This window comes from Photobacterium obscurum (assembly GCF_026191635.1).
In the GTDB taxonomy this organism is placed as follows: Bacteria; Pseudomonadota; Gammaproteobacteria; order Enterobacterales; family Vibrionaceae; genus Photobacterium; species Photobacterium obscurum.
The window spans coordinates 38,132-61,503 of record NZ_JAKRRW010000025.1 but is presented as its reverse complement, the minus strand read 5'-3'; the positions used below and the strand labels follow the sequence as shown (position 1 = coordinate 61,503).

Below are 23,372 nucleotides of genomic sequence, written 5' to 3'. Positions count from 1 at the left end.
GGCCCGGCCTGATGGATAGTATTCAGCCAGTTTTCGCTCCCTCTCTCCTCCCCCCATTATCATTACCAAATAGCTGTATGTAGCTTATCTATATGAGTTTTCTTAGAACCAGTTTTTCCATCGAACAACTTCACTCCCGATAAAATCCTGCAAAAAAAAACGCCGCAATAAGCGGCGTTTTCAGGTGTGAGAAATTTAATCCCAACTACACATCCAAGTTTGCGTTCAGCGCATTCTCTTCAATGAAGTGACGACGAGGTTCAACCTGATCCCCCATCAATGTTGTAAACAGCTCATCGGCTGCCACAGCATCGTTGATCGTTACCTGCATCATACGGCGAGATTCAGGATCCATCGTAGTTTCCCACAGCTGCTCCGGGTTCATCTCACCCAGTCCTTTGTATCGCTGTAGCGAAAGACCACGGCGCGACTCTTTAATCAACCACTCAAGTGCATCTTTAAAGCTGCTGACCGGTTGCTTACGTTCGCCACGCTGCACATAGGCAGTATCATCAAGCAGGCTGTGCAGGGTTTCAGACAAATCAGCTAGCTTGCCATACTCTTTCGAGTTCAGCAGATCAAAGCTCAGGGCATACTCATGATCAACGCCGTGGGTACGTACCACCACCTTCGGTAGCCAAACGTTGTTTTCCTCGTCACGGGTCACTTCGAAGTTGTACTGGCTTTCACCTGACTGTTTCTCATTCAGTGCCGCAACCAAAGACTTGGTCCACGCTTCAACTTCAGCTTGCTCGCTTAGCATCTCAACAGAAAGACGAGGCTGGTAGATAAACTCGTTTAGCAGCAGTGTCGGGTAGCGGCGGCTCATTCTATCCACCAGCTTATTACCACTGTTGAATTGCTTCACCAACTCTTCAAGCGCCAGGCCAGAAATTGCAGGTGCGCCTTCAGCAGCAAACAATGCCGCATTATCCAACGCCAGAGCAACCTGGTACTGGTTCATATCTTCATCATCTTTGATGTACTGCTCTTGCTTACCTTTCTTCACTTTATACAGTGGTGGCTGGGCAATGTAGATATGACCACGCTCGATCAGTTCTGGCATCTGACGGTAGAAGAAGGTCAACAGTAACGTACGAATGTGCGAACCATCGACGTCGGCATCGGTCATGATGATGATGCTGTGGTAACGCAGCTTATCCGGGTTATATTCGTCACGGCCGATACCACAACCCATCGCGGTGATCAGGGTGGCAACTTCCTGCGAAGACAACATTTTGTCGAAGCGGGCTTTTTCTACGTTCAGGATTTTACCTTTCAACGGCAAAATCGCCTGGTTCTTACGGTTACGTCCCTGCTTGGCTGAACCGCCAGCAGAGTCCCCTTCCACTATGTATAGTTCGGAAAGAGCGGGATCTTTTTCCTGACAGTCAGCCAGTTTGCCCGGCAGACCAGCCAAATCCAACGCACCTTTACGGCGAGTCATCTCACGCGCTTTTCGTGCCGCTTCACGAGCACGGGAAGCATCAATAATTTTGGTACATACCGTCTTGGCATCACTCGGGTTTTCCAGCAGGAACTCGCTTAGCTTCTCACCCATTGCCGATTCAACGGCCGGCTTCACTTCACTTGATACCAGCTTGTCTTTGGTCTGGCTTGAGAACTTTGGATCCGGCACTTTCACCGAAACTACCGCCGTCAGACCTTCACGAGCATCGTCGCCCGATGTCGCGGTTTTGGCTTTCTTAGAGTAGCCTTCCTTGTCCATGAAGTTATTCAGGGTACGAGTTAAAGCACCACGGAAACCGGCAAGGTGGGTACCACCATCACGCTGCGGAATATTGTTAGTGAAACAGTAGATGTTTTCCTGGAAACCATCGTTCCATTGCATTGCCACTTCAACAGAAATACCGTCTTCACGTTCGAAATCGAAGTGGAACACTTTCGGGTGGATTGGCGTCTTGTTTCGGTTCAGGTGCTCAACGAATGCCTGGATACCACCTTCATACATAAAGTGGTCTTGCTTGCCTTCCTCACGTTCATCGTTCAGCTTGATAGAAACGCCTGAGTTAAGGAAAGACAGTTCGCGTAGTCGCTTCGCCAGGATTTCATACTGGAAAACAATATTGGTAAATGTATCTTCGCTTGGCCAAAAACGAATACGAGTACCCGTTTTTTCCGTATCGCCAATGATCGCCAACGGCGCCTCAGGTTCACCATGGTGGTAAACCTGCTGGTGAATCGACCCTTTACGCTGAATCGTCAGCTCGACTTTCTCTGACAGGGCGTTCACAACCGAAACACCTACCCCGTGCAGACCACCCGAAACTTTGTACGAGTTATCATCGAACTTACCGCCTGCGTGCAGTACGGTCATGATCACTTCTGCAGCAGAGACACCTTCCTCTGGGTGCATGTCAGTCGGGATACCACGACCATCATCGCTCACGGAAACCGAGCCATCTTCATGGATGGTGACAATAATATCTTCACAGTGGCCAGCAAGAGCTTCATCGATAGAGTTATCGACGACCTCAAACACCATGTGGTGCAAGCCAGTACCGTCATCGGTATCGCCAATATACATCCCTGGGCGCTTACGTACCGCATCAAGGCCTTTAAGCACCTTAATGCTTGATGAATCGTAGTTGTTGGACATTGAGTTACTCTCGCTTAAATTATCCTGCGGTTATTTTACCGTGTTCCACATGAAACATCTTGCCATTTTCATCATGCATTTCCGCAATTTGGTCGCGACTAATTGCACTAATGAAAACTTGGGCGTTGGTTTCCTTTAACCGTTGCGCAAGCAGCGCACGCCTGTGGCTATCCAGCTCGGAAGCAAAATCATCAATTAAATATATACACTGTTTGCCGGTTGCCTCTGTCAGGTGAAGTCCCTGAGCCAGGCGCAAGGCGCAGACCATCAGTTTCAACTGTCCGCGCGACAGTACATCCTCAACGGGCGTACCGGCCACTTTGATCCGCAAGTCAGCCTTGTGCGGGCCGCTTGCGGTATAGCCAAGCTGAGAATCACGCTCAAAATTGCGTTTTAGCAGCTCGGCATAAGGGGTGTCTTTTTCCCAGCCGCGGTAATACCCCAGCTGAATATCATATTCAGGCAAAAAAACCTGGCAGATCTCTGCGGCTTTTCGCTTTACCGCCTCAAGATACTGGCTGCGCCAGTCGCTGATCTCCTCGGCCAGCAAGGCCAGCTCCTGGTCCCAATAACTCAGTTCTCGATAGTTTCGGGCGGTTTTGAGTAATGCATTGCGCTGTTTGGTCAACCGCTTCACCCTGCTCCACGCGTGGTAAAACTTGGGTTCGACATGAAACACGCCCCAGTCAATGAACGCGCGGCGGTATTTGGGGCCGCCAATCAGCAACTCAAAACCTTCCGGGGTGATCAGCTGCAAAGGCAGAACCTGTGCCAGCTGCGCCAGCTTTTGTCCGCCCTCGCCAGCGACTTTCACCTCAGTCGTTCCATCGCGCTTCTTATTGATCCCAAGCGGCAGCTCCAGACCGGCTTCGGTTGTGAGCCGACCATGGACAAACAGCTCCTGCTGGTCGTGGCGGATCACTCGGCCAGTCAGGTGGCTGCGGAACGATCGTCCGTGTCCGAGGTAATGAACAGCCTCCAGGACACTGGTTTTGCCGCTGCCATTTGCGCCCACCAGAAAATTAAAGCTTGCCGACAAGGATAAGTCGCAAGCTTCAATGTTTCGGAAGTCTTTAACAATAAGACGTGTAAGTGCCATGCCTTATAGTCTGATTGGCATCACGACATACATAGCTTCGTCACTGGTACTGTCTTCAACCAGCGCACTGGCGTTGGCATCGGTCAGAGACCAGCGCACCTGCTCGCACTTAAGGGTATTAAGCACGTCCAGCACATAGCTGACGTTGAAACCAATTTCCAGATCCTCGCCCTGGTAATCGACATCCAGGAACTCTTCGGCCTCTTCCTGCTCTGGGTTGTTAGCGGTGATCCGCATTTCGCCATTAGACAGGTTAACCCGAACCCCGCGGAATTTTTCATTCGACAGGATCGCTGCACGGGAGAACGCCTTACGCAGTTCGTCACAGCTCGCTTCAACGAACTTGGTACTGTTCTGCGGCATTACCCGTCGATAATCAGGGAAGCGACCATCAACCAGCTTGGAAGTAAACACAAAATTGTTCACCACCGCGCGCAGGTTAGAGTTGCCGATCTGAATATCAACCATCGCATCTGGTGAATCCAGCAGGCGAACCAGCTCCAATACCCCTTTGCGCGGCACGATGATCTGCTTGGACGGCAGCTCTTGTTCCAGATCGATAGCACATACTGCCATACGGTGACCATCGGTCGCGACGGAGCGTAGGTGCTTACCCTCGGTTTCAAACAACATACCATTGAGGTAGTAGCGAACATCCTGATGCGCCATCGAGAACTGGGTGCTGTCGATTAGCTGACGCATCCGCCCCTGAGGCAGGGAAAGTTCAACCTCGCTCTGCCAGTCGTCAATGTTCGGGAAATCCGCCGCCGGCAATGTCGATAATGAATAGCGGCTACGGCCGGAGCGAATAATGACGCGATCACCTTCCAGCGTCACGACGATATTGGCGCTGTCTGGCAGACCACGGCAAATATCGAGAAACTTACGTGAAGGGACAGTTACTGCCCCCGGCTCAAAATCAGCTTCCAATGCCAGCTTAGCAACCAGCTCGACTTCTAAATCGGTACCTGTCATCGACAGGCAGCCTTCTTCCACCTGCAACAAGATATTGCCCAAGATCGGCAGAGAAGGACGACCGCCTAATGCACCTGAGACCTGTTGCAGCGGTTTTAATAAATGTTCGCGTTCGACGGTAAATTTCATATCAAGATGACAGCGTTCTAATTAGGTTTGAATAATCTTCTTTTATATCGTGGCTTTCTTCACGCAGCTGCTCGATTTTACGGCAGGCATGCAGCACCGTAGTATGGTCGCGGCCACCAAAGGCATCGCCGATTTCCGGCAAGCTGTGGTTGGTCAGCTCCTTCGCCAGCGCCATCGCCATCTGACGAGGACGGGCCACAGAGCGAGAACGGCGCTTCGACAGCATATCGGCCATCTTTATTTTATAGTATTCGGCCACGGTCTTCTGAATATTATCAATGGTGACCAGCTTTTCCTGCAGCGCCAGCAAATCACGCAGCGCTTCACGGACGAAGTCTATGGTGATGGCACGGCCGGTAAAGTTGGCATTGGCGATCACGCGATTCAACGCCCCTTCCAGCTCTCGCACGTTGGAACGCAGGCGTTTGGCAATAAAGAACGCCACTTCGTCAGCCAGACGAATGTGGTGATCTTCGGCCTTCTTCATCAGGATCGCGACCCGAGTTTCCAATTCTGGCGGCTCAATCGCCACCGTCAGGCCCCAGCCGAAACGTGATTTCAGGCGGTCTTCAACGCCGTTGATCTCGCGCGGATAGCGGTCGGAGGTCAGGATAATTTGCTGATTGCCTTCGAGCAGCGCATTGAAGGTGTGGAAAAACTCTTCCTGCGAGCGCTCCTTGTTGGCGAAGAACTGAATATCATCGATCAGCAGCGCATCGACACTGCGGTAGTAGCGCTTGAACTCTTCAATCGCATTATTCTGCAGGGCCTTAACCATGTCTTGGACAAAACGTTCCGAGTGCATGTAAACCACACGGGCATTCGGCTTGCGATCTGCGATCGCATTGCCGACAGCATGCAGCAGGTGCGTTTTACCGAGGCCAGTCCCCCCATAGAGGAACAGCGGGTTGTACGCCGCTCCTGGGTTGTCCGCCACCTGACGACAGGCAGCTAATCCCAGCTGATTTGACTTACCCTCAACAAAGTTATTGAAGTTGTGTTTCGGGTTAACGTTGGACCGGTAACCGGCCTGAGACTCCGGCTGTACCGGTGACGGCGCGGGTTCCCAGGTACGGGAGGGCGCATCGGCACGGGACACGCTCGCCGGCTCGACCACGGGTGCGGCTGCCACCGGTTGCGGTGGTGGCGCGCTGACCGGGCGGCTTCCCACTTCAAAGCGCAGGATCGGCAGGTCGTTGCCGCAAAATTCATTCAGCAGCCGGTTGATATTATTGATGTACTTATCGCGTACCCAATCAAGCACAAAACGGTTAGGCGCAAACAGGGTCAGCGTATTATCGTTTAACTCGGCCTGAAGCGGTCGAACCCACATACTGAATTCTGTCGCAGGGAGTTCTTCCTGAAGGCGTTGAAGGCACTGCAACCAAAGCGAAGATGACAAGCTCGACTCCACACTGAATAACAAAATACGAAAAGGGATGCAATTTTATACCTGCTGGCTCAGGATCGCCAGCAAAGAGATCGCAGATCCGGTGAATAAGATCCGACTTATTCACATAGATCGCACAACCAAGCCCTAGATCAGCACAATTTTACCAACCCTTACCCACAAAGCTATTAACAGCTCTGACATCCTCGATGCAAACAAATAGTTATTTGAAATAACTCCAAGTTATTTAAAAAAGTCAGATATAACCATATAGGATGAAGAAAACAGAGAATCATCACAGCTATCTGAGGAGTAAACAGGATGAAAAGCTGGGTAAAAACAACATTCGCCGCTGTTGCACTAACATTAACTGCCAGTCAGGCTGCTATGGCTGCAACTGACGTGAAAGTTGGCATGTCAGGACGCTATTTCCCGTTTACTTTTGTGAAACAAGATCAGCTGCAGGGATTTGAAGTTGATTTGTGGAACGAGATCGGTAAGCGCAACGACTATAACGTCGAATTTGTCACGGCAAGCTTTTCAGGCCTGTTCGGCCTGCTAGAGACCGGCCGCATTGATACGATTTCCAACCAAATCACCATTACCGAAGAGCGCCAGTCCAAATACTTATTTTCACAGCCATACGTAATTGATGGTGCGCAACTTGTCGTCCGTAAAGGCAATGACAGTATCAAGACAACGGCAGATCTCGATGGCAAAACCGTCGGCGTCAACCTCGGTTCGAACTACGAGCAGCTGCTGCGTGAACTGGACAAGGACGGCAAGATCAACATCAAAACCTACGATACCGGTATCGAACACGATGTCGCCCTGGGCCGTACCGATGCCTTTGTCATGGACCGCCTGTCATCTGTCGAGCTGATCAAGAAGGCCAACCTGCCGCTACAGCTAGCCGGCGAACCGTTCGAAAAAATTGAAAACGCCTGGCCGTTTATCGACGGGGACAAGGGCAAGAAACTGCGCGACGAAGTCGACCAGGCCCTCGAAGCCATGCGCAAAGACGGCACCCTAGCTGAAATCTCGGTGAAGTGGTTTGCTGCCGATATCACGCAGTAACCTGCCGATGTAAGCATTGTTCGCTAAACATCCATATACTTAAAGGCTCACCGCAAGGTGGGTCTTTGTCGCTTATTCACCCTGAAAACGGAATGCTTATCCACTATGGGTTTTGATTTTGACTACATGCTATCGCTGTTGCCCATTCTACTGAAGTACCTGGGCACCACACTCAGTATGGCTATCTGGGGCCTGCTGTTTGCCTTGGTCATCGCCATCACACTGGCGTTGCTTCGAGTTTACAAAGTACCGGTCCTGGACCAGCTAAGCCAGCTCTATATCAGCTTTTTCCGCGGCACTCCGCTGCTGGTACAGCTGTTCTTGCTCTACTATGGCCTGCCCCAAGTGTTCCCGGTATTTATCGGCCTGGACGCCTTCAGCGCTGCCGTCATCGGCCTGAGCCTGCATTTCGCCGCCTACAAAGCCGAAAGCATCCGGGCAGCCATTATTGGCGTCGATCGCAGTCAAATGGAGGCCAGCCTGTCTATAGGGATGACGGAGATGCAGGCAATGCGCCGGATCATCCTGCCCCAGGCCACCCGCGTTGCCCTACCATCGCTGATGAACTACTTCATCGACATGATCAAATCAACCTCGCTGGCCTTTACCCTAGGGGTAGCCGAAATTATGGCCAAGGCGCAGATGGAAGCCTCCTCGAGCTTCAAGTTTTTTGAAGCCTTCCTGGCAGTAGCCTTGGTGTACTGGGCAATGGTACTGGTACTGACCCGTATCCAGAACTGGGCAGAAATGAAACTGAATAAGGCCTATACACGATGATCAACATTACGAATCTCGCCAAGCGCTTTGGTGACGCCACCATTTTTTCCGGGATCGATCTGACAATCGACAAAGGGGAGATCGTGGTGGTTATCGGCCCATCCGGGACGGGTAAATCAACCTTGCTGCGCTGTATCAACTTTCTCGAAACAGCCAACCGCGGCCAAATCACCATCGGTGATGTCTCAGTCGACAGTCAGCAGGCCAAAAAAAGTGATATTCTGGCACTGCGACGAAAAACCGGGTTTGTATTTCAGAACTATGCCCTGTTTGCCCACCTGACAGCGAAACAAAACATCGTCGAGGGCTTGGTTACCGTGAAGGGCTGGAAAAAAGAAGAAGCCAACCAACGCGCCCAGCAGATCCTTGACGATATCGGCTTGGGTGACAAAGGCGAGCACTACCCGGCAGCCCTGTCCGGCGGCCAGCAGCAAAGGGTCGGTATCGGCCGGGCTATGGCACTGGAGGCCGAGCTACTACTATTTGACGAGCCGACATCCGCGCTGGATCCCGAGTGGGTCGGTGAAGTGCTGACCTTGATGCAGAAGCTTGCCACCCGCCATCAGACCATGCTGGTGGTGACACATGAGATGCAATTTGCCCGCGAAGTGGCCGATCGGGTGATCTTTATGGCCGACGGCGAGTTTGTCGAGCAGGGAACGCCCGAGCAGATCTTCACTAAACCGCAAGATCCGCGGCTGAAAAAGTTCCTAAACAAGGTTGGGATCTTCGAAGGATCCTTGCACTCAGCGCCACAAGAAGTATAATTCAGCGCCCGTAGTTCTCTGCGGGTATTATTATTGACTATTTATGGGTCAGTGATTACAATTCCGCCTCTTTGTTTAGAGGTACCGATTGTTCGCAGTCGGAAACTCAGTAACAAACTTAAAAACTGATCAGTTAATTTAAGGTAAAACCATGAAACGCACTTTTCAACCTTCAGTTCTAAAGCGCAAGCGTAGCCACGGCTTCCGTGCTCGCATGGCAACTAAGAACGGTCGCGCAACAATCAATGCACGTCGTGCAAAAGGCCGTAAGCGCCTTTCTAAATAATCTCTGATTATTTTGAATAAGCTCGCTTTCTCTCGGGAGTTACGTTTGTTAACTCCCGAACATTATAAAAAAGTCTTCCAGCAAGCTCACCGTGCTGGCTCTCCCCATTTAACTATTCTTGCCCGCTCTAACGATCTCAATCATCCTCGTCTCGGTTTGGCTGTTCCCAAAAAACAGATCAAAACTGCTGTCGGCCGAAATCAGTTTAAACGCATTGTGCGCGAAAGCTTCCGTCTGAAACAAGATGATCTGCCAGCCAAAGATTTTGTCGTCATCGCCAAGAAAAGTGCCAGTGAGTTGAGCAACGAAGAGCTCTTTAAGTTGTTAGATAAATTATGGCATCGCCTGTCTCGCCCTTCGCGTGGCTAGTCGTCGGACTAGTCCGCTTTTACCAACTGACAATAAGTCCGCTCATTGGACCACGCTGTCGCTTTACCCCTACATGTTCTCAGTACGCAATTGAAGCAATAAAAGCGCATGGAGCGATAAAAGGTTGTTGGTTCGCGGCGAAACGTCTATTAAGATGTCATCCTTTAAACAACGGTGGTTACGACCCCGTTCCGCCAACCAAGCATAACGACAGAGATAATTAACGATGGATTCCCAACGCAATATTCTGTTAATTGCCCTACTGTTCGTCTCGTTCCTACTGTTCCAACAGTGGAATATGGACAACAGCCCACAGCCACAAGGCCAGGGCGTAGAGCAACAAGTCAACACAAGTGGTGATGTTCCTTCACATTCTGGTGACGGCCAGCCGATTACTGACCAAAGCACTTCCAACAACCTGATCACCATCGATACAGATGTACTGGCGCTAACTGTCGATACGCTTGGTGGTGATGTTATTGAAGCCAAACTGCTGGCGTACGATAACGAACTCGATTCTGAAGACCCATTCGTTCTTCTTAAAAACGAAGCGGGCCACAGCTATACCGCGCAATCAGGCCTTATCGGCGCTAACGGCATCGATACCACAGCAGGTCGTGCCCAGCTGTCTGTTGATGCATCCAGCTTCGCGCTAGCTGACGGCCAAGACGAACTACGTGTACCGATGACGTTTGAAAAAGACGGTATCTCATACACCAAAACCTTCGTTCTGAAACGTGGCAGCTACGCGGTAGATGTTGAATACAGCATCAACAACCAGTCAGACTCAGCGGCAAGCGTACAAATGTATGCGCAGCTTAAGCAGAATCTGATGGATGACGGCGGCAGCCTGACGATGCCTACCTACCGTGGTGGCGCATACTCTGCCGACGATACCAAATACAAGAAGTACAGCTTTGAAGATATGCAGGACAAGAACCTTAACCTGACTATCGCCAACCAGGGCTGGGCGGCAATGATGCAGCACTACTTCGTGTCAGCATGGATCCCGCGTACCGAAGAGGCGACGAACCTGTATACCCGTACCAGCAATGGCCAGGGCTATATAGGTGTACGCATGCCTGCAACAACGGTTGCTCCAGGTAGTGAGCAGACACTAACTGCAACGCTTTGGGTTGGCCCTAAGCTACAGGACCAAATGGAAGCGACAGCTGCTAACCTGAACCTGACAGTCGATTACGGCTGGTTATGGTTCATCGCTAGCCCGCTGCACAGCCTGCTTTCATTTATCCAGAGCCTGGTTACCAACTGGGGTATTGCGATTATGATGCTAACTTTCATCGTTCGTGGTGCGATGTACCCGCTAACCAAAGCGCAGTACACCTCAATGGCGAAAATGCGTATGCTGCAGCCTAAACTGCAAGCAATGCGTGAGCGTCTGGGCGACGACCGCCAGCGCATGAGCCAGGAAATGATGGAACTGTACAAGAAAGAGAAAGTGAACCCACTGGGTGGCTGTCTACCTATCTTGCTACAGATGCCAATCTTCATTGCCCTTTACTGGTCACTGATGGAGTCGGTTGAGCTACGTCACTCACCATTCTTTGGCTGGATCCACGATCTGTCGGCCCAGGACCCGTACTATATCTTGCCGATATTGATGGGTGTGTCGATGTTCATGATCCAGAAAATGAGCCCGTCGACGGTAACCGACCCAATGCAGCAGAAGATCATGACCTTCATGCCAGTGATGTTCACCTTCTTCTTCCTGTTCTTCCCGTCAGGCCTAGTGCTTTACTGGCTAGTCTCTAACGTGGTAACGCTGATCCAGCAAACGCTGATTTACCGTTCACTAGAGAAGAAAGGTCTGCATTCCAAGTAATGTGAATACCTGTCCCAAAAGGCGGCCTTAAGGTCGCCTTTTTTGTTTTCCTAATTTCTAACGCAAGTATCCTCCAGGCAGAATGCTTGCGGTGACTAGGTTTTCCCAACTAGTCTGTTTACAATTGCAGCGAATTTACCAAGCTAAGCCAAAATTATGATCGAACATACTGATACCATTGTTGCGCAGGCTACCCCTCCGGGCCGTGGCGGCGTCGGCATTATTCGCGTCTCGGGCCCCAAAGCCAATGAGGTCGCACAAGCGGTCGCTGGCCGTGAACTGAAAACACGTTACGCAGAATACCTACCTTTTAAAAATGAAGACGGGAGCGCACTGGATCAGGGCATCGCTTTATTCTTTAAAGGCCCGAATTCCTTTACCGGGGAAGATGTACTGGAGCTACAGGGCCACGGTGGCCCGGTACTGATGGATATGATGATCAAGCGTATCCTGAAAATCGACGGGATACGTCCGGCGCGTCCGGGGGAGTTCTCCGAGCGCGCATTTATGAACGACAAGCTCGATCTCGCGCAGGCTGAGGCGATTGCCGACCTGATTGATGCCAGCTCCGAGGAAGCCGCCAAAAGTGCCTTCCAATCGCTCCAGGGCGCCTTCTCGACCCGAGTCAATGAGCTGGTGGAAGCCCTTATTCACCTGCGTATCTATGTCGAGGCAGCAATCGACTTCCCGGAAGAAGAAATTGATTTCCTGTCTGACGGCAAGGTTAGCGGCGATCTCAACGGTATTATCGAACGGCTGGATGCCGTGCGCCGTGAGGCCAACCAGGGCGCGATCATGCGCGAAGGAATGAAGGTTGTTATTGCCGGCCGCCCGAATGCCGGCAAGTCGAGCCTGCTCAATGCCCTGTCAGGCAAGGACTCCGCCATTGTGACCGACATCGCCGGTACCACCCGTGATGTCCTGCGCGAGCATATCCACATCGATGGCATGCCACTGCATATTATCGACACCGCCGGCCTGCGTGAGGCCTCTGATGAAGTTGAGCGTATCGGTATCGAGCGTGCCTGGGAAGAAATCCAGCAAGCCGACCGCGTGCTATTTATGGTCGACGGTACCACCACCGACGCCACTGATCCCAAAGAAATCTGGCCGGACTTTATCGAGCGCCTGCCGGAAAACATGGGGCTGACGGTGATCCGTAACAAGGTCGAGCTAACAGGCGAGGAAGCCGGGATCTGCCACGTCAACAACCCAACCCTGATCCGCCTGTCGGCCCGAACCGGCGCAGGTGTCGAGAACCTGCGCGAGCACCTGAAGGAATGCATGGGCTTTGCCGGCACCACAGAAGGTGGCTTCATGGCTCGTCGTCGCCATCTAGAGGCCCTAGAACGCGCTGCAGGCCACCTGGAGACAGGCAAAGACCAGCTTGAAGGGTACATGGCCGGAGAAATCCTGGCAGAAGAGCTACGTCTGGCTCAGCAGCACCTGAGCGAGATCACCGGCGAGTTTACCTCCGATGATCTTCTTGGCCGGATCTTTACCTCGTTCTGTATCGGCAAGTAACCGGATCCACCGCCGATCACAGCACAGGGCCGGAGCCGGGATCCCATTCCCGCCTCCGGCCCTGTTGCTTTTCTAACCTGTGAATAAACCTACCATTTGTCTCTTTCATCTCACAGAGCAGCCAGTACAATCAGGGGAAAACCACTCTGTTTACTCTGAGGATACTATGAGTCATATCACTCTCATTACCGGCAGCACCCTTGGCGGCGCCGAATACGTTGCCGACCACCTTGCCGATCTGCTAGCACAAGAAGGCCATCAGACCGATATCGTTAACCAGGCGGATCTCAGCGAGCTACGCCTTGATTCAGTCTGGCTGGTGGTCTGTTCAACCCATGGCGCCGGTGAGTTTCCGGATAATATCCAGCCATTTGTCCAGCAACTCAGCGAGCTGAAACCAGACTTGTCATCGCTACAATATGGCATCATCGGGCTGGGTGACAGCAGCTACGACACCTTCTGTGCAGCAGCCAAAAACCTCGAACAACAGCTAACTTCACTCGGTGCAACTCGGCTTGGAGAACGGCTGGATATTGATGTTTCGCAGGATCCGGTCCCTGAAGATCCCGCGGAAAACTGGCTGGCAGAGTGGAAAAACAGCCTCTGTGAATAAAAATCAGGCCAAAATTACTCCAAATTTTGGCTTAATTTAAACTTTTTTCTGTGGATAACTATAGATCTAAACGGTGATCAACCCATAGTTATCCATTGAATAAGTTTATACGCCCTCCCCCCCTGTTGATAAGTACCCATTTTGATCCCAGCTAATCCTTGTAAAGATCCAAGCTGCTCCACAGCTAATGATCCTCTCTAAAACCATGATCATTAAGATCATTTATCACTTATCCACATGATCGTGCGATCTATATAATAGATCTAACAGAAGATCTCTTTAAAAGATCTTATATATATTTAAAGAACCCTTTTTTCATGATCAAATGATCTTCACTAAAGATTCTCTCTTCCTCAGAAAAAGGATAGAATGATCCACCTTTGCTCGCAGATACGCACTGGCAATTTCGAATACCTGAGGTAGTTTCATGTTTTACCAGGAAAATTTTGATGTCATCGTGGTAGGTGGTGGTCATGCCGGCACAGAAGCCGCACTCGCCGCTGCCCGAATGGGACAAAAAACCTTACTTTTGACGCATAACATCGATACGCTGGGACAGATGTCTTGTAACCCAGCCATTGGCGGGATCGGGAAAGGACACCTGGTTAAAGAAGTGGATGCTCTGGGTGGCTTAATGGCTCAGGCGATCGATAAAGGCGGGATCCAGTTTCGAACCCTAAATTCATCCAAGGGGCCAGCGGTACGCGCAACTCGTGCCCAGGCCGATCGTGCACTGTACAAGGCTGCAGTACGCGAAAAACTGGAAAACCAACCAAATTTAATGCTGTTCCAGCAATCGGTTGATGATCTGATCGTCGAAAATGATCGTGCGGTCGGCGTTGTCACCGAGATGGGCCTGAAATTCCGCGGTAAGACCGTCGTTTTGACAGTTGGTACTTTCCTTGGCGGTAAGATTCACATTGGCCTGGAAAACTACAGCGGTGGCCGCGCCGGAGATCCACCTTCGATCGCATTGGCATCACGCTTACGTGAACTGCCGTTCCGTGTTGATCGTCTAAAAACCGGTACCCCACCACGAATTGATGCCCGTACGGTGGACTTTAGTCAGTTAGAGGCACAGCACGGCGATAACCCTACACCGTTATTCTCGTTCATGGGCAAAGCTTCGGATCACCCACGTCAGATCCCGTGTTTTATTACTCATACCAATGAGAAAACCCATGATGTGATCCGTAACAATCTGGATCGTAGCCCAATGTATTCTGGGGTTATCGAGGGGATTGGCCCGCGTTACTGTCCGTCGATTGAAGACAAGGTAATGCGTTTTGCCGATAAGAACAGCCACCAGATCTTTATTGAGCCGGAAGGCCTGACAACCCATGAGCTATATCCGAACGGCATCTCCACCAGCCTGCCGTTTGACGTTCAGATGCAAATCGTCCGTTCGATGAAAGGCTTCGAGAATGCCGCCATCGTCCGTCCGGGTTATGCTATTGAGTATGATTTCTTCGATCCGCGTGATTTGAAGCTGACCTTTGAAACCAAGTTTATTGATGGCTTGTTCTTTGCGGGGCAGATTAATGGTACGACTGGTTACGAAGAAGCCGCTGCCCAAGGCCTGCTGGCTGGTATGAATGCCGCGCTGCAGGCACAGGACAAAGAAGGCTGGAGCCCGCGTCGCGATCAGGCATACATGGGCGTACTGATTGATGATTTGTCGACCATGGGAACCAAAGAACCGTACCGTATGTTCACCTCCCGTGCCGAATACCGTTTATTGCTGCGTGAAGACAACGCCGATTTGCGCCTGACCGAAATCGGTCGCGAGTTTGGCCTGGTTGATGACGAGCGCTGGGCACGTTTCAATCAGAAGATCGATAACATGGCGCAAGAACGCCAGCGCCTGAAAGATATCTGGATCACCCCGACCTCGGATCATGCCGAGGCGTTGAACAAGATCCTGAAAACCCCGATCACTCGTGAAGCGAATGGCGAGGATCTTTTACGCCGTCCGGAAGTTACTTATGATCAACTGACGGCATTGGATGCTTTCACTCCTGCGCATGATGATGTCCAGGCACGCGAGCAGGTCGAAATTCAGGTGAAATACCAAGGTTATATTGATCGCCAGAAAGACGAAGTGGAAAAATCACTGCGTCATGAAAAAACCAAGCTGCCATTTGAATTGGATTACAGTCTGGTGAAAGGCCTGTCTAATGAAGTCATTGCCAAACTGAACGATGCGAAGCCAGAAACCATTGGTATGGCATCTCGAATCTCAGGCATTACCCCAGCGGCTATCTCTCTGTTGCTGGTGTATCTGAAAAAACAAGGCATGCTAAAGAAAGGCGAATAGGAGTCACCTGTGAAACAACGTTTAGCGCAATTAATCGCGCAAACTGACCTTGAGGTCACAGAACAGCAAGCAGAGCAACTGGTTGGCTATGTTGCCCTGCTGCATAAGTGGAACAAAGCGTATAATCTGACCTCTGTTCGCGATCCGCATGAGATGTTGGTGAAACATATCATGGATAGTATTGTGGTAAGCCCTCACCTTCGTGGTGAGCGCTTTATTGATGTCGGTACCGGCCCGGGGCTGCCGGGGATCCCGCTGGCCATCATGAACCCGGATAAAGACTTTACCCTGCTTGATAGCCTGGGTAAGCGTATTCGCTTTATTCGTCAGGTGATCCATGAGCTGGGGATCAGCAATGTGACGCCAGTTCAGAGCCGGGTTGAGGAATTTCAGCCGGAAGTTGGTTTTGATGCGGTACTGAGTCGGGCGTTTGCCTCGATGAACGATATGGTGTCCTGGTGCCATCACCTGCCTGCCGAGCATGGCTGCTTTTTGGCGCTGAAAGGGCAATTTAATCAACAGGAAGTGACAGAACTACCTGAATGGTGTTCTGTGACTGAGGTCAAATCTTTGCAAGTCCCTGAGCTTGATGGCGAGCGCCATCTAGTAGTCTTGACTGCAAAGGGTTAATTGATGAGGTTTTTTCGTGGGAAGAGTCATAGCTGTAGCCAATCAGAAAGGAGGCGTGGGTAAAACCACCACTTGCGTCAATTTAGCTGCCTCACTGGCCGCGACGCAACGTAAAGTTTTAGTGATTGATCTGGATCCGCAGGGAAATGCCACTATGGCCAGCGGTGTCGATAAATACCAGGTCGATGCAACAGCCTATGATCTTCTGGTTGAAGAAACCCCGTTTAATGAAGTGGCGATCACCGACACCACTGGCGGCTATCATCTGATAGCTGCCAATGGCGATGTGACTGCCGCTGAAATCAAGCTGATGGAAGTTTTTGCCCGCGAAGTACGCCTGCGTAATGCTTTAGAGGTAGTTCGTGATAACTATGATTTCATCTTTATCGATTGTCCTCCTGCCTTAAACCTTCTTACAATCAACGCTATGACAGCCGCAGATTCTGTGCTTGTCCCTATGCAGTGTGAATATTTTGCGCTGGAAGGTCTGACCGCATTGATGGATACCATCAGCAAACTCACCGCCGTGGTGAATGCCGACCTGAAAATTGAAGGTTTGCTTCGTACCATGTATGACCCGCGTAACCGGTTGGCGAATGAAGTCTCACAGCAGCTTAAAAAGCACTTTGGTGAGAAAGTCTATCGTACCGTGATCCCACGTAATGTCCGTCTGGCCGAGGCACCGAGTCATGGTCGTCCAGCAATGTACTATGACAAGTATTCCAGCGGAGCCAAAGCATACCTGGCTCTGGCCGGTGAAATTATTCGCCGTGATGAACTTGAGCGCAGTGCCGGCGCTGTGGATGCATAAGGGAAAACAATGAACATGAATAAGCGAGGCCTGGGAAAGGGCCTTGATGCGTTGTTGGCTACCAGCTCGGTGGCACAGGCAAAACAAAAGAGTGCCGACCAGGCCCAGTCACTGTCAGCAGACGGCCGATTGCAGGAGTTATCGGTTCAGCAGCTGCAGGCTGGTCAGTTTCAGCCACGTAAAGATATGTCGGACGAAGCCTTGGCTGAGCTGACAGATTCAATTCGTGCCCAGGGCGTAATCCAGCCTATCGTGGTAAGAGAAATTGCGCCACAGCAGTATGAAATTATTGCCGGAGAGCGGCGCTGGCGGGCATCCCGTCAAGCTGGGCTTCAGAAAGTGCCTTGTATCATCAAGACGGTTGACGACCGCGCGACCGTGGCAATTGCACTGATTGAGAATATCCAGCGTGAAGATCTCAACGCGATTGAGGAAGCGCAGGCACTGGAGCGGCTACAGAACGAGTTTTCACTGACCCATCAGCAGGTCGCTGAAGCCGTTGGAAAATCTCGGGCTGCTGTCTCTAACTTACTGAGACTGAACCAATTAGAGTCGCCGGTTAAGCGAATGGTTGAACTAAAACAGCTGGAAATGGGTCATGCCCGTGCCCTGTTGCCACTTGACCCGGAAATGCAGCTAGAAGCGGCTCAAACGATTGTGGCGAAAATGTTAACGGTTCGTGATGCCGAAAGGTTAGTGAAGAAATTATTGGCACCCGAAGTGGAGCCGAAGGTAAAGGCTGTCGATCCCAACGTGGAAGCGGCTGAAAATCACCTAAGTGAACACTTTGGCACCCAGGTGGCGATAAACCAGCAGAAAAACGGTAAAGGAAAGATCGTTATCAGCTTTGATGAAGCTCACAAATTGAAGCAGTTTATTGCAATGTTTGGGCATGAAATGTGACATAAAACGTAGGCGTTATGTTGCAAAAATTACAATGACGTGATCAGGTTATTGTGTTGTAAAATCTTACTCTTTTTTTTGCTGCGATTAGATTGCATTCAATCTAATCCGCCGTATAATTTTCGCAGTTTTCCCAGCACGACGTTTGTGTAGTGGAATGGACTCGAGGAACGAATACATGGTATCGGCGCTAGTTAGACCGGGACGCCAATTGGCAAAGCGGTTACTGTTGCTACAATCTGGCGTCGTTTTAACAACGGCATTATTGGCAGTGTTTGCTGTCAGTATTGACTGGGGAATCTCTGCATTAATCGGTGGCGGCATTTTTGTGATTGCCAACGCTGTCTTTGCTATGTGCGCTTTCCTGTTCAGCGGAGCCCGTAAGGCCCGGTTGATCATGGCGTCATTCTATGGCGGGGAAGTGCTGAAAATTCTCATCACGGTCATCTTATTTGCCATTGTTTACCTGTATGTAGAGGTGGAACTTGTTCCCCTCAAACTGACCTATTTGCTGGTTCTCGGTATTAATATCTTTGGGCCGGTTTTATTCATTAACAACAACAAATAGGATGAGTTATGAGTGCGCCAGGTGAAGCGCTAACGCCGTCAGGCTACATTACTCACCACCTGACTAATTTGTCGGTAGGTGATGGTGGCTTCTGGACGGTTCATATAGATAGCCTGTTTTTCTCTGTCCTGACGGGACTGCTCTTTCTAGGGCTATTCCGCAAGGCGGCGAAAACAGCGACATCAGGAGTTCCTGGAAAACTACAGTGTTTTGTGGAAATAATGGTCGAATTCGTTGATAACAGCGTAAAAGAGACCTTTCATGGCCGCAATAAACTGATAGCTCCGTTGGCTCTGACCATTTTCTGTTGGATCATGCTGATGAACATCATGGACTTAGTGCCTATTGATTTTCTTCCGTACCCGGCAGAGCACTGGTTAGGTATTCCTTATCTTAAGGTAGTACCAAGTGCTGATGTCAACATCACCATGGCAATGGCGTTGGGTGTTTTTGCTTTGATGCTTTATTACAGCATCAAAATCAAAGGCCTTGGCGGATTTGCCAAAGAACTGGCACTTCACCCGTTCAATCACCCGGTAATGATTCCGTTCAACCTGCTACTTGAAGTTGTTTCGCTGCTAGCGAAGCCTATTTCACTTGGTATGCGTCTGTTCGGTAACATGTTCGCCGGTGAGGTGGTGTTTATCCTAATTGCGGCATTAATGCCGTGGTGGGCACAATGGCTGGGCTCGCTCCCGTGGGCAATTTTCCACATCCTGGTCATTACAATTCAATCATTCGTGTTTATGATGTTGACTATTGTGTACCTGTCTCAGGCGCATGAAGACAATCATTAACGATTTTTGTAAATTTTAATTTTTTACTGGCACTTTAGCCGACAACTATAAACTGGAGATAGTGATGGAAACTTTACTAAGCTTTTCTGCAATTGCCGTGGGCATCATTGTAGGTCTTGCTGCACTGGGTACAGCGATCGGCTTCGCACTTCTAGGTGGTAAATTCCTTGAAGGTGCTGCGCGTCAACCTGAGATGGCTCCAATGCTGCAAGTTAAGATGTTCATCATTGCAGGTCTGCTTGATGCGGTTCCAATGATCGGTATCGTAATCGCTCTACTATTCACATTCGCAAACCCATTCGTTGGCCAACTAGCTGGTTAATAAAAATAAACGAACGGACCCATAGCAACCCTTTTTAAGGAGATGCGTTGTGAATATGAATGCAACTTTGCTGGGTCAGGCAATCGCCTTTTTCCTATTCGTGGTGTTCTGCATGAAGTATGTATGGCCACCAATTATGGAAGCGATTGAAGAACGTCAGAAGAAAATTGCTGACGGTTTGGCAGCCGCTGATCGCGCTACCAAAGACCTGAACCTAGCGCAGGCAAATGCTTCTGAGCAACTAAAAGAAGCGAAACACACTGCAACTGATCTTATTGAGCAAGCAAATAAACGCAAAGCTCAGATCATCGACGAAGCAAAGGTGGAAGCCCTTGCTGAGCGTGACAAAATTCTGGCTCAAGGTCTTGCTGAGATCGAAGCAGAACGTAACCGCGCACGTGATGATCTACGTAAACAAGTTGCAACTCTAGCTGTGATTGGTGCTGAGAAAATCATTGAGCGTTCTATCGATAAAGATGCTCATGCTGATCTTCTTAACAAAGTCACTGCAGAACTGTAATTAAAGGGGCAAGCACATGTCTGATATGACTACTATCGCACGCCCCTACGCTAAAGCAGCCTTTGATTTTGCGGTTGAGAAAGGTGAGCTGGCCCAATGGGCTGAAATGCTCACCTTTACTGCTGAGGTAGCCAATAACGATACTATCCAAGATGTCTTGGACAGTGGTTATGCTGCTGAAAAGCTAACTGAAATTTTTATTTCGGTATGCGGCGAGCAACTCAACGAATTCGGCCAGAACTTAATTAAAGTGATGGCTGAAAACGGACGCCTGAAAGCGCTACCTGATGTTTGTGACGAGTTTCTGTTCCTGAAAAATGAACATGAAAAGACTATCGATGCAGAAGTAACCTCCGCGGTTGCCCTGGACGATAGCCAACTTGCCGCGATCAGCGCGAAACTGGAAGAGCGTCTGGAACGTAAGGTTAAGCTGAATTGCAGTGTAGACGAGACCCTGATTGCCGGGGTTGTGATTAGAGCTGGAGACTTAGTCATCGATAACTCAGTACGCGGAAAACTAAACCGCCTGAGCGATACTTTGCAGTCTTGATTTGGGGAATTGGAGCATGCAACTTAATTCCACGGAAATTAGCGCACTGATCAAGCAGCGTATTGAAAAATTCAACGTTGTAAGTGAAGCGCGTAACGAAGGTACTATCATTTCGGTAAGTGACGGTATCATTCGTATCCATGGCCTTGCAGACGTAATGCAAGGTGAAATGATTGAATTACCTGGTGGCCGTTTTGCACTAGCACTTAACCTTGAGCGTGACTCGGTAGGTGCGGTTGTAATGGGCCCATATGCTGACCTACAGGAAGGCATGAAAGTAACGGGTACTGGTCGTATTCTTGAAGTACCAGTAGGCCCTGCTCTACTTGGCCGTGTTGTAAACACGCTAGGTGAGCCTATCGATGGTAAAGGTCCAATTGAAACGGAGACATTCTCTCCGGTAGAAGTCATTGCACCTGGCGTTATCGATCGTAAGTCCGTTGATCAGCCAGTACAGACTGGTTATAAATCAGTTGACTCAATGATCCCAATCGGCCGTGGCCAGCGTGAGCTAGTTATCGGTGACCGTCAGACTGGTAAAACAGCGATGGCGATTGATGCGATCATTAACCAGAAAAACTCTGGTATTTACTCTGTTTATGTTGCTATCGGCCAGAAAGCGTCAACTATCGCTAACGTAGTTCGCAAACTGGAAGAGCATGGTGCACTGTCAAACACGATTGTGGTTGTTGCATCAGCTTCTGAAGCGGCAGCTCTGCAATACCTTGCGCCATACGCAGGTTGTGCAATGGGTGAATACTTCCGTGACCGCGGTGAAGATGCCCTGATCGTATACGATGACCTGTCTAAGCAGGCTGTTGCTTACCGTCAGATCTCACTACTGCTTAAGCGTCCACCTGGCCGTGAAGCATTCCCTGGTGATGTTTTCTACCTTCACTCTCGTCTACTAGAGCGTGCAGCTCGTGTTAACGAAAACTACGTAGAAAAATTCACTAACGGTGAAGTGAAAGGTCGAACTGGTTCTCTAACTGCGCTTCCGATTATCGAAACGCAGGCTGGTGACGTATCTGCATTCGTACCGACTAACGTTATCTCGATCACTGATGGTCAGATCTTCCTGCAGACAGAGCTGTTCAACGCCGGTATTCGTCCAGCCGTTGACCCAGGTATCTCTGTATCGCGTGTAGGTGGTTCTGCGCAGACTAAGATCATCAAGAAGTTGTCTGGTGGTATTCGTACTGCACTGGCACAGTACCGTGAACTAGCGGCGTTTGCCCAGTTCTCGTCTGACCTTGATGAAGCAACCAAGAAGCAGCTTGACCACGGTCAGAAAGTAACAGAGCTGATGAAGCAGAAGCAGTACGCGCCAATGTCTGTCTTCGAGCAAGCGCTTGTTATCTTTGCTGCGGAAAAAGGCTACTTGAACGATGTTGAGCTAACTAAGCTCGCTGACTTCGAAGCTGCGTTGCTTTCATATGCCAAAGCTCACTATGCAGAGCTTGTATCTCAGGTAGATGAAACGGGTGCTTGGAACGATGAAATCGAAGCCCAGTTTGTGAAACTGGTTGAAGATTTCAAAGCGACCCAGACTTGGTAATTGGTTGGTGATCGCTTGCGATCACCTACTAACGGAGAGTAACGATGGCCAGCGCAAAAGAGATTCGTAACAAGATCGGCAGTGTGCAAAACACACAGAAGATCACAAAAGCGATGGAAATGGTGGCCGCGTCTAAAATGCGTAAAACGCAAGACGCGATGGAATCATCACGTCCATACGCACAAACTATGCGCAAAGTGATCGGTCATATCGCCCTTGGTAGCCTCGAGTATAAGCATCCTTATCTCGAAGAACGTGAAGCCAAGCGCGTAGGTTACATCATTGTTTCTACTGACCGCGGTCTGTGTGGCGGTTTGAACATTAACCTGTTCAAGCAAGCCATGAATGACATTCAAGGTTGGTCAGACAAAGGTGCAGAAGTTGATTTGGCGCTTGTTGGCGCGAAGGCTACTGCATTCTTTAACAACTATGGCGGTAATGTTGTCGCTCAGGTGTCAGGTTTGGGTGACTCCCCAACGGTTGACGAACTGATCGGTACCGTTGGCGTGATGCTGAAGAAATATGATGAAGGCCAATTGGATCGCCTGTACTTGGTTTACAACCAGTTTGTAAACACTATGGTTCAGGAACCAGTGATTGATCAATTGCTGCCTTTGCCTAAGTCAGAAGACGAAGAAATGCAGCGCAACCACTCTTGGGACTACATTTATGAGCCCGAGCCGAAAGCCCTGCTGGATACTTTGTTGGTTCGCTATGCCGAATCACAGGTTTACCAGGGTGTGGTCGAGAACCTTGCCAGTGAGCAAGCCGCTCGAATGGTTGCGATGAAAGCAGCAACAGATAATGCAGGAAACTTGATTGATGATCTGCAGCTTGTGTACAACAAAGCCCGTCAGGCGGCGATCACACAAGAACTGTCAGAAATCGTTTCTGGTGCAGCTGCTGTTTAAGGCAAAGAATTAATAA

Annotated in this window: 24 protein-coding genes; 20 read left to right on the top strand and 4 right to left on the bottom strand. The window is 50.1% G+C overall.

Annotated elements, in window-relative coordinates:
- Positions 1-205: 205 nt before the first annotated feature.
- Genes gyrB through dnaA form a run of 4 tightly spaced genes read right to left on the bottom strand, consistent with a single transcriptional unit; the run spans position 206 to position 6,225 of the window.
- Positions 206-2,620 (bottom strand): DNA topoisomerase (ATP-hydrolyzing) subunit B, encoded by a 2,415-nt coding sequence (gyrB, locus tag MD588_RS22225; RefSeq protein WP_265699955.1) that lies wholly within the window; start codon positions 2,618-2,620, stop codon positions 206-208.
- Between the two features lie 19 nt (positions 2,621-2,639).
- Positions 2,640-3,719 carry a DNA replication/repair protein RecF gene (gene recF, locus MD588_RS22220; RefSeq protein ID WP_265699954.1) on the bottom strand — a complete coding sequence of 360 codons (1,080 nt, stop codon included), beginning with the start codon at positions 3,717-3,719 and terminating at the stop codon, positions 2,640-2,642.
- A 3-nt stretch (positions 3,720-3,722) separates the two neighbouring features.
- Positions 3,723-4,823, bottom strand: coding sequence for a DNA polymerase III subunit beta (gene dnaN / locus MD588_RS22215; RefSeq protein WP_265699953.1), 1,101 nt, complete (start codon positions 4,821-4,823; stop codon positions 3,723-3,725).
- Position 4,824: 1 nt separating this feature from the next.
- Positions 4,825-6,225 carry a chromosomal replication initiator protein DnaA gene (dnaA, locus tag MD588_RS22210; protein WP_265699951.1) on the bottom strand — a complete coding sequence of 467 codons (1,401 nt, stop codon included), beginning with the start codon at positions 6,223-6,225 and terminating at the stop codon, positions 4,825-4,827.
- Between the two features lie 309 nt (positions 6,226-6,534).
- Between dnaA and MD588_RS22205 the strand changes: the two genes are divergently transcribed.
- The 20 genes from MD588_RS22205 (at position 6,535) to atpG (ending at position 23,356) form a co-directional block, all read left to right on the top strand.
- Positions 6,535-7,290 (top strand): amino acid ABC transporter substrate-binding protein, encoded by a 756-nt coding sequence (locus MD588_RS22205; protein ID WP_265699950.1) that lies wholly within the window; start codon positions 6,535-6,537, stop codon positions 7,288-7,290.
- Between the two features lie 105 nt (positions 7,291-7,395).
- A complete protein-coding gene (locus tag MD588_RS22200) occupies positions 7,396-8,067 on the top strand; it encodes an amino acid ABC transporter permease (RefSeq protein ID WP_265699978.1) in 672 nt (223 codons plus the stop codon).
- A complete protein-coding gene (locus MD588_RS22195; protein ID WP_265699949.1) occupies positions 8,064-8,834 on the top strand; it encodes an amino acid ABC transporter ATP-binding protein in 771 nt (256 codons plus the stop codon). The genes MD588_RS22200 and MD588_RS22195 overlap by 4 nt, the downstream gene beginning before the upstream one ends.
- Positions 8,835-8,985: 151 nt before the next feature.
- The gene (gene rpmH, locus MD588_RS22190) at positions 8,986-9,120 is read left to right on the top strand and encodes a 50S ribosomal protein L34 (protein ID WP_006233350.1); all 135 of its coding nucleotides are present in this window, start codon (positions 8,986-8,988) and stop codon (positions 9,118-9,120) included.
- A 12-nt stretch (positions 9,121-9,132) separates the two neighbouring features.
- Positions 9,133-9,489, top strand: a complete 357-nt coding sequence (rnpA, locus tag MD588_RS22185; RefSeq protein WP_265699940.1) for a ribonuclease P protein component — start codon at positions 9,133-9,135, stop codon at positions 9,487-9,489.
- A complete protein-coding gene (gene yidD, locus MD588_RS22180) occupies positions 9,456-9,713 on the top strand; it encodes a membrane protein insertion efficiency factor YidD (protein ID WP_265699939.1) in 258 nt (85 codons plus the stop codon). Before rnpA ends, yidD begins: the two co-directional genes overlap by 34 nt.
- A 2-nt stretch (positions 9,714-9,715) precedes the next feature.
- Positions 9,716-11,332 (top strand): membrane protein insertase YidC, encoded by a 1,617-nt coding sequence (gene yidC, locus MD588_RS22175; protein WP_265699938.1) that lies wholly within the window; start codon positions 9,716-9,718, stop codon positions 11,330-11,332.
- Positions 11,333-11,488: 156 nt separating this feature from the next.
- A complete protein-coding gene (gene mnmE, locus MD588_RS22170; RefSeq protein WP_265699937.1) occupies positions 11,489-12,856 on the top strand; it encodes a tRNA uridine-5-carboxymethylaminomethyl(34) synthesis GTPase MnmE in 1,368 nt (455 codons plus the stop codon).
- 166 nt (positions 12,857-13,022) lie between these two features.
- Positions 13,023-13,469 carry an FMN-binding protein MioC gene (mioC, locus tag MD588_RS22165; protein ID WP_265699936.1) on the top strand — a complete coding sequence of 149 codons (447 nt, stop codon included), beginning with the start codon at positions 13,023-13,025 and terminating at the stop codon, positions 13,467-13,469.
- Between the two features lie 427 nt (positions 13,470-13,896).
- Positions 13,897-15,786, top strand: coding sequence for a tRNA uridine-5-carboxymethylaminomethyl(34) synthesis enzyme MnmG (gene mnmG / locus MD588_RS22160; RefSeq protein WP_265699935.1), 1,890 nt, complete (start codon positions 13,897-13,899; stop codon positions 15,784-15,786).
- Positions 15,787-15,795: 9 nt separating this feature from the next.
- The gene (gene rsmG, locus MD588_RS22155) at positions 15,796-16,416 is read left to right on the top strand and encodes a 16S rRNA (guanine(527)-N(7))-methyltransferase RsmG (RefSeq protein ID WP_265699934.1); all 621 of its coding nucleotides are present in this window, start codon (positions 15,796-15,798) and stop codon (positions 16,414-16,416) included.
- Between the two features lie 16 nt (positions 16,417-16,432).
- The gene (locus tag MD588_RS22150) at positions 16,433-17,227 is read left to right on the top strand and encodes a ParA family protein (protein ID WP_265699933.1); all 795 of its coding nucleotides are present in this window, start codon (positions 16,433-16,435) and stop codon (positions 17,225-17,227) included.
- A 9-nt stretch (positions 17,228-17,236) separates the two neighbouring features.
- A complete protein-coding gene (locus MD588_RS22145) occupies positions 17,237-18,130 on the top strand; it encodes a ParB/RepB/Spo0J family partition protein (RefSeq protein WP_265699931.1) in 894 nt (297 codons plus the stop codon).
- 178 nt (positions 18,131-18,308) lie between these two features.
- The gene (locus tag MD588_RS22140; protein WP_265699930.1) at positions 18,309-18,698 is read left to right on the top strand and encodes a F0F1 ATP synthase subunit I; all 390 of its coding nucleotides are present in this window, start codon (positions 18,309-18,311) and stop codon (positions 18,696-18,698) included.
- An 8-nt stretch (positions 18,699-18,706) separates the two neighbouring features.
- On the top strand, positions 18,707-19,495 hold the full coding sequence (gene atpB / locus MD588_RS22135; protein ID WP_265699929.1) for a F0F1 ATP synthase subunit A: 789 nt from the start codon (positions 18,707-18,709) through the stop codon (positions 19,493-19,495).
- A gap of 64 nt (positions 19,496-19,559) precedes the next feature.
- Complete coding sequence (atpE, locus tag MD588_RS22130) at positions 19,560-19,817, top strand: F0F1 ATP synthase subunit C (protein ID WP_005302247.1); 258 nt, start codon at positions 19,560-19,562, stop codon at positions 19,815-19,817.
- Positions 19,818-19,866: 49 nt separating this feature from the next.
- Positions 19,867-20,337 (top strand): F0F1 ATP synthase subunit B, encoded by a 471-nt coding sequence (gene atpF / locus MD588_RS22125; protein WP_265699928.1) that lies wholly within the window; start codon positions 19,867-19,869, stop codon positions 20,335-20,337.
- A gap of 16 nt (positions 20,338-20,353) precedes the next feature.
- Positions 20,354-20,887, top strand: coding sequence for a F0F1 ATP synthase subunit delta (gene atpH / locus MD588_RS22120; RefSeq protein ID WP_265699927.1), 534 nt, complete (start codon positions 20,354-20,356; stop codon positions 20,885-20,887).
- Positions 20,888-20,903: 16 nt separating this feature from the next.
- On the top strand, positions 20,904-22,445 hold the full coding sequence (gene atpA, locus MD588_RS22115) for a F0F1 ATP synthase subunit alpha (RefSeq protein ID WP_265699926.1): 1,542 nt from the start codon (positions 20,904-20,906) through the stop codon (positions 22,443-22,445).
- A 44-nt stretch (positions 22,446-22,489) separates the two neighbouring features.
- A complete protein-coding gene (gene atpG / locus MD588_RS22110; protein ID WP_265699925.1) occupies positions 22,490-23,356 on the top strand; it encodes a F0F1 ATP synthase subunit gamma in 867 nt (288 codons plus the stop codon).
- The last annotated feature ends 16 nt before the right edge of the window (positions 23,357-23,372 follow it).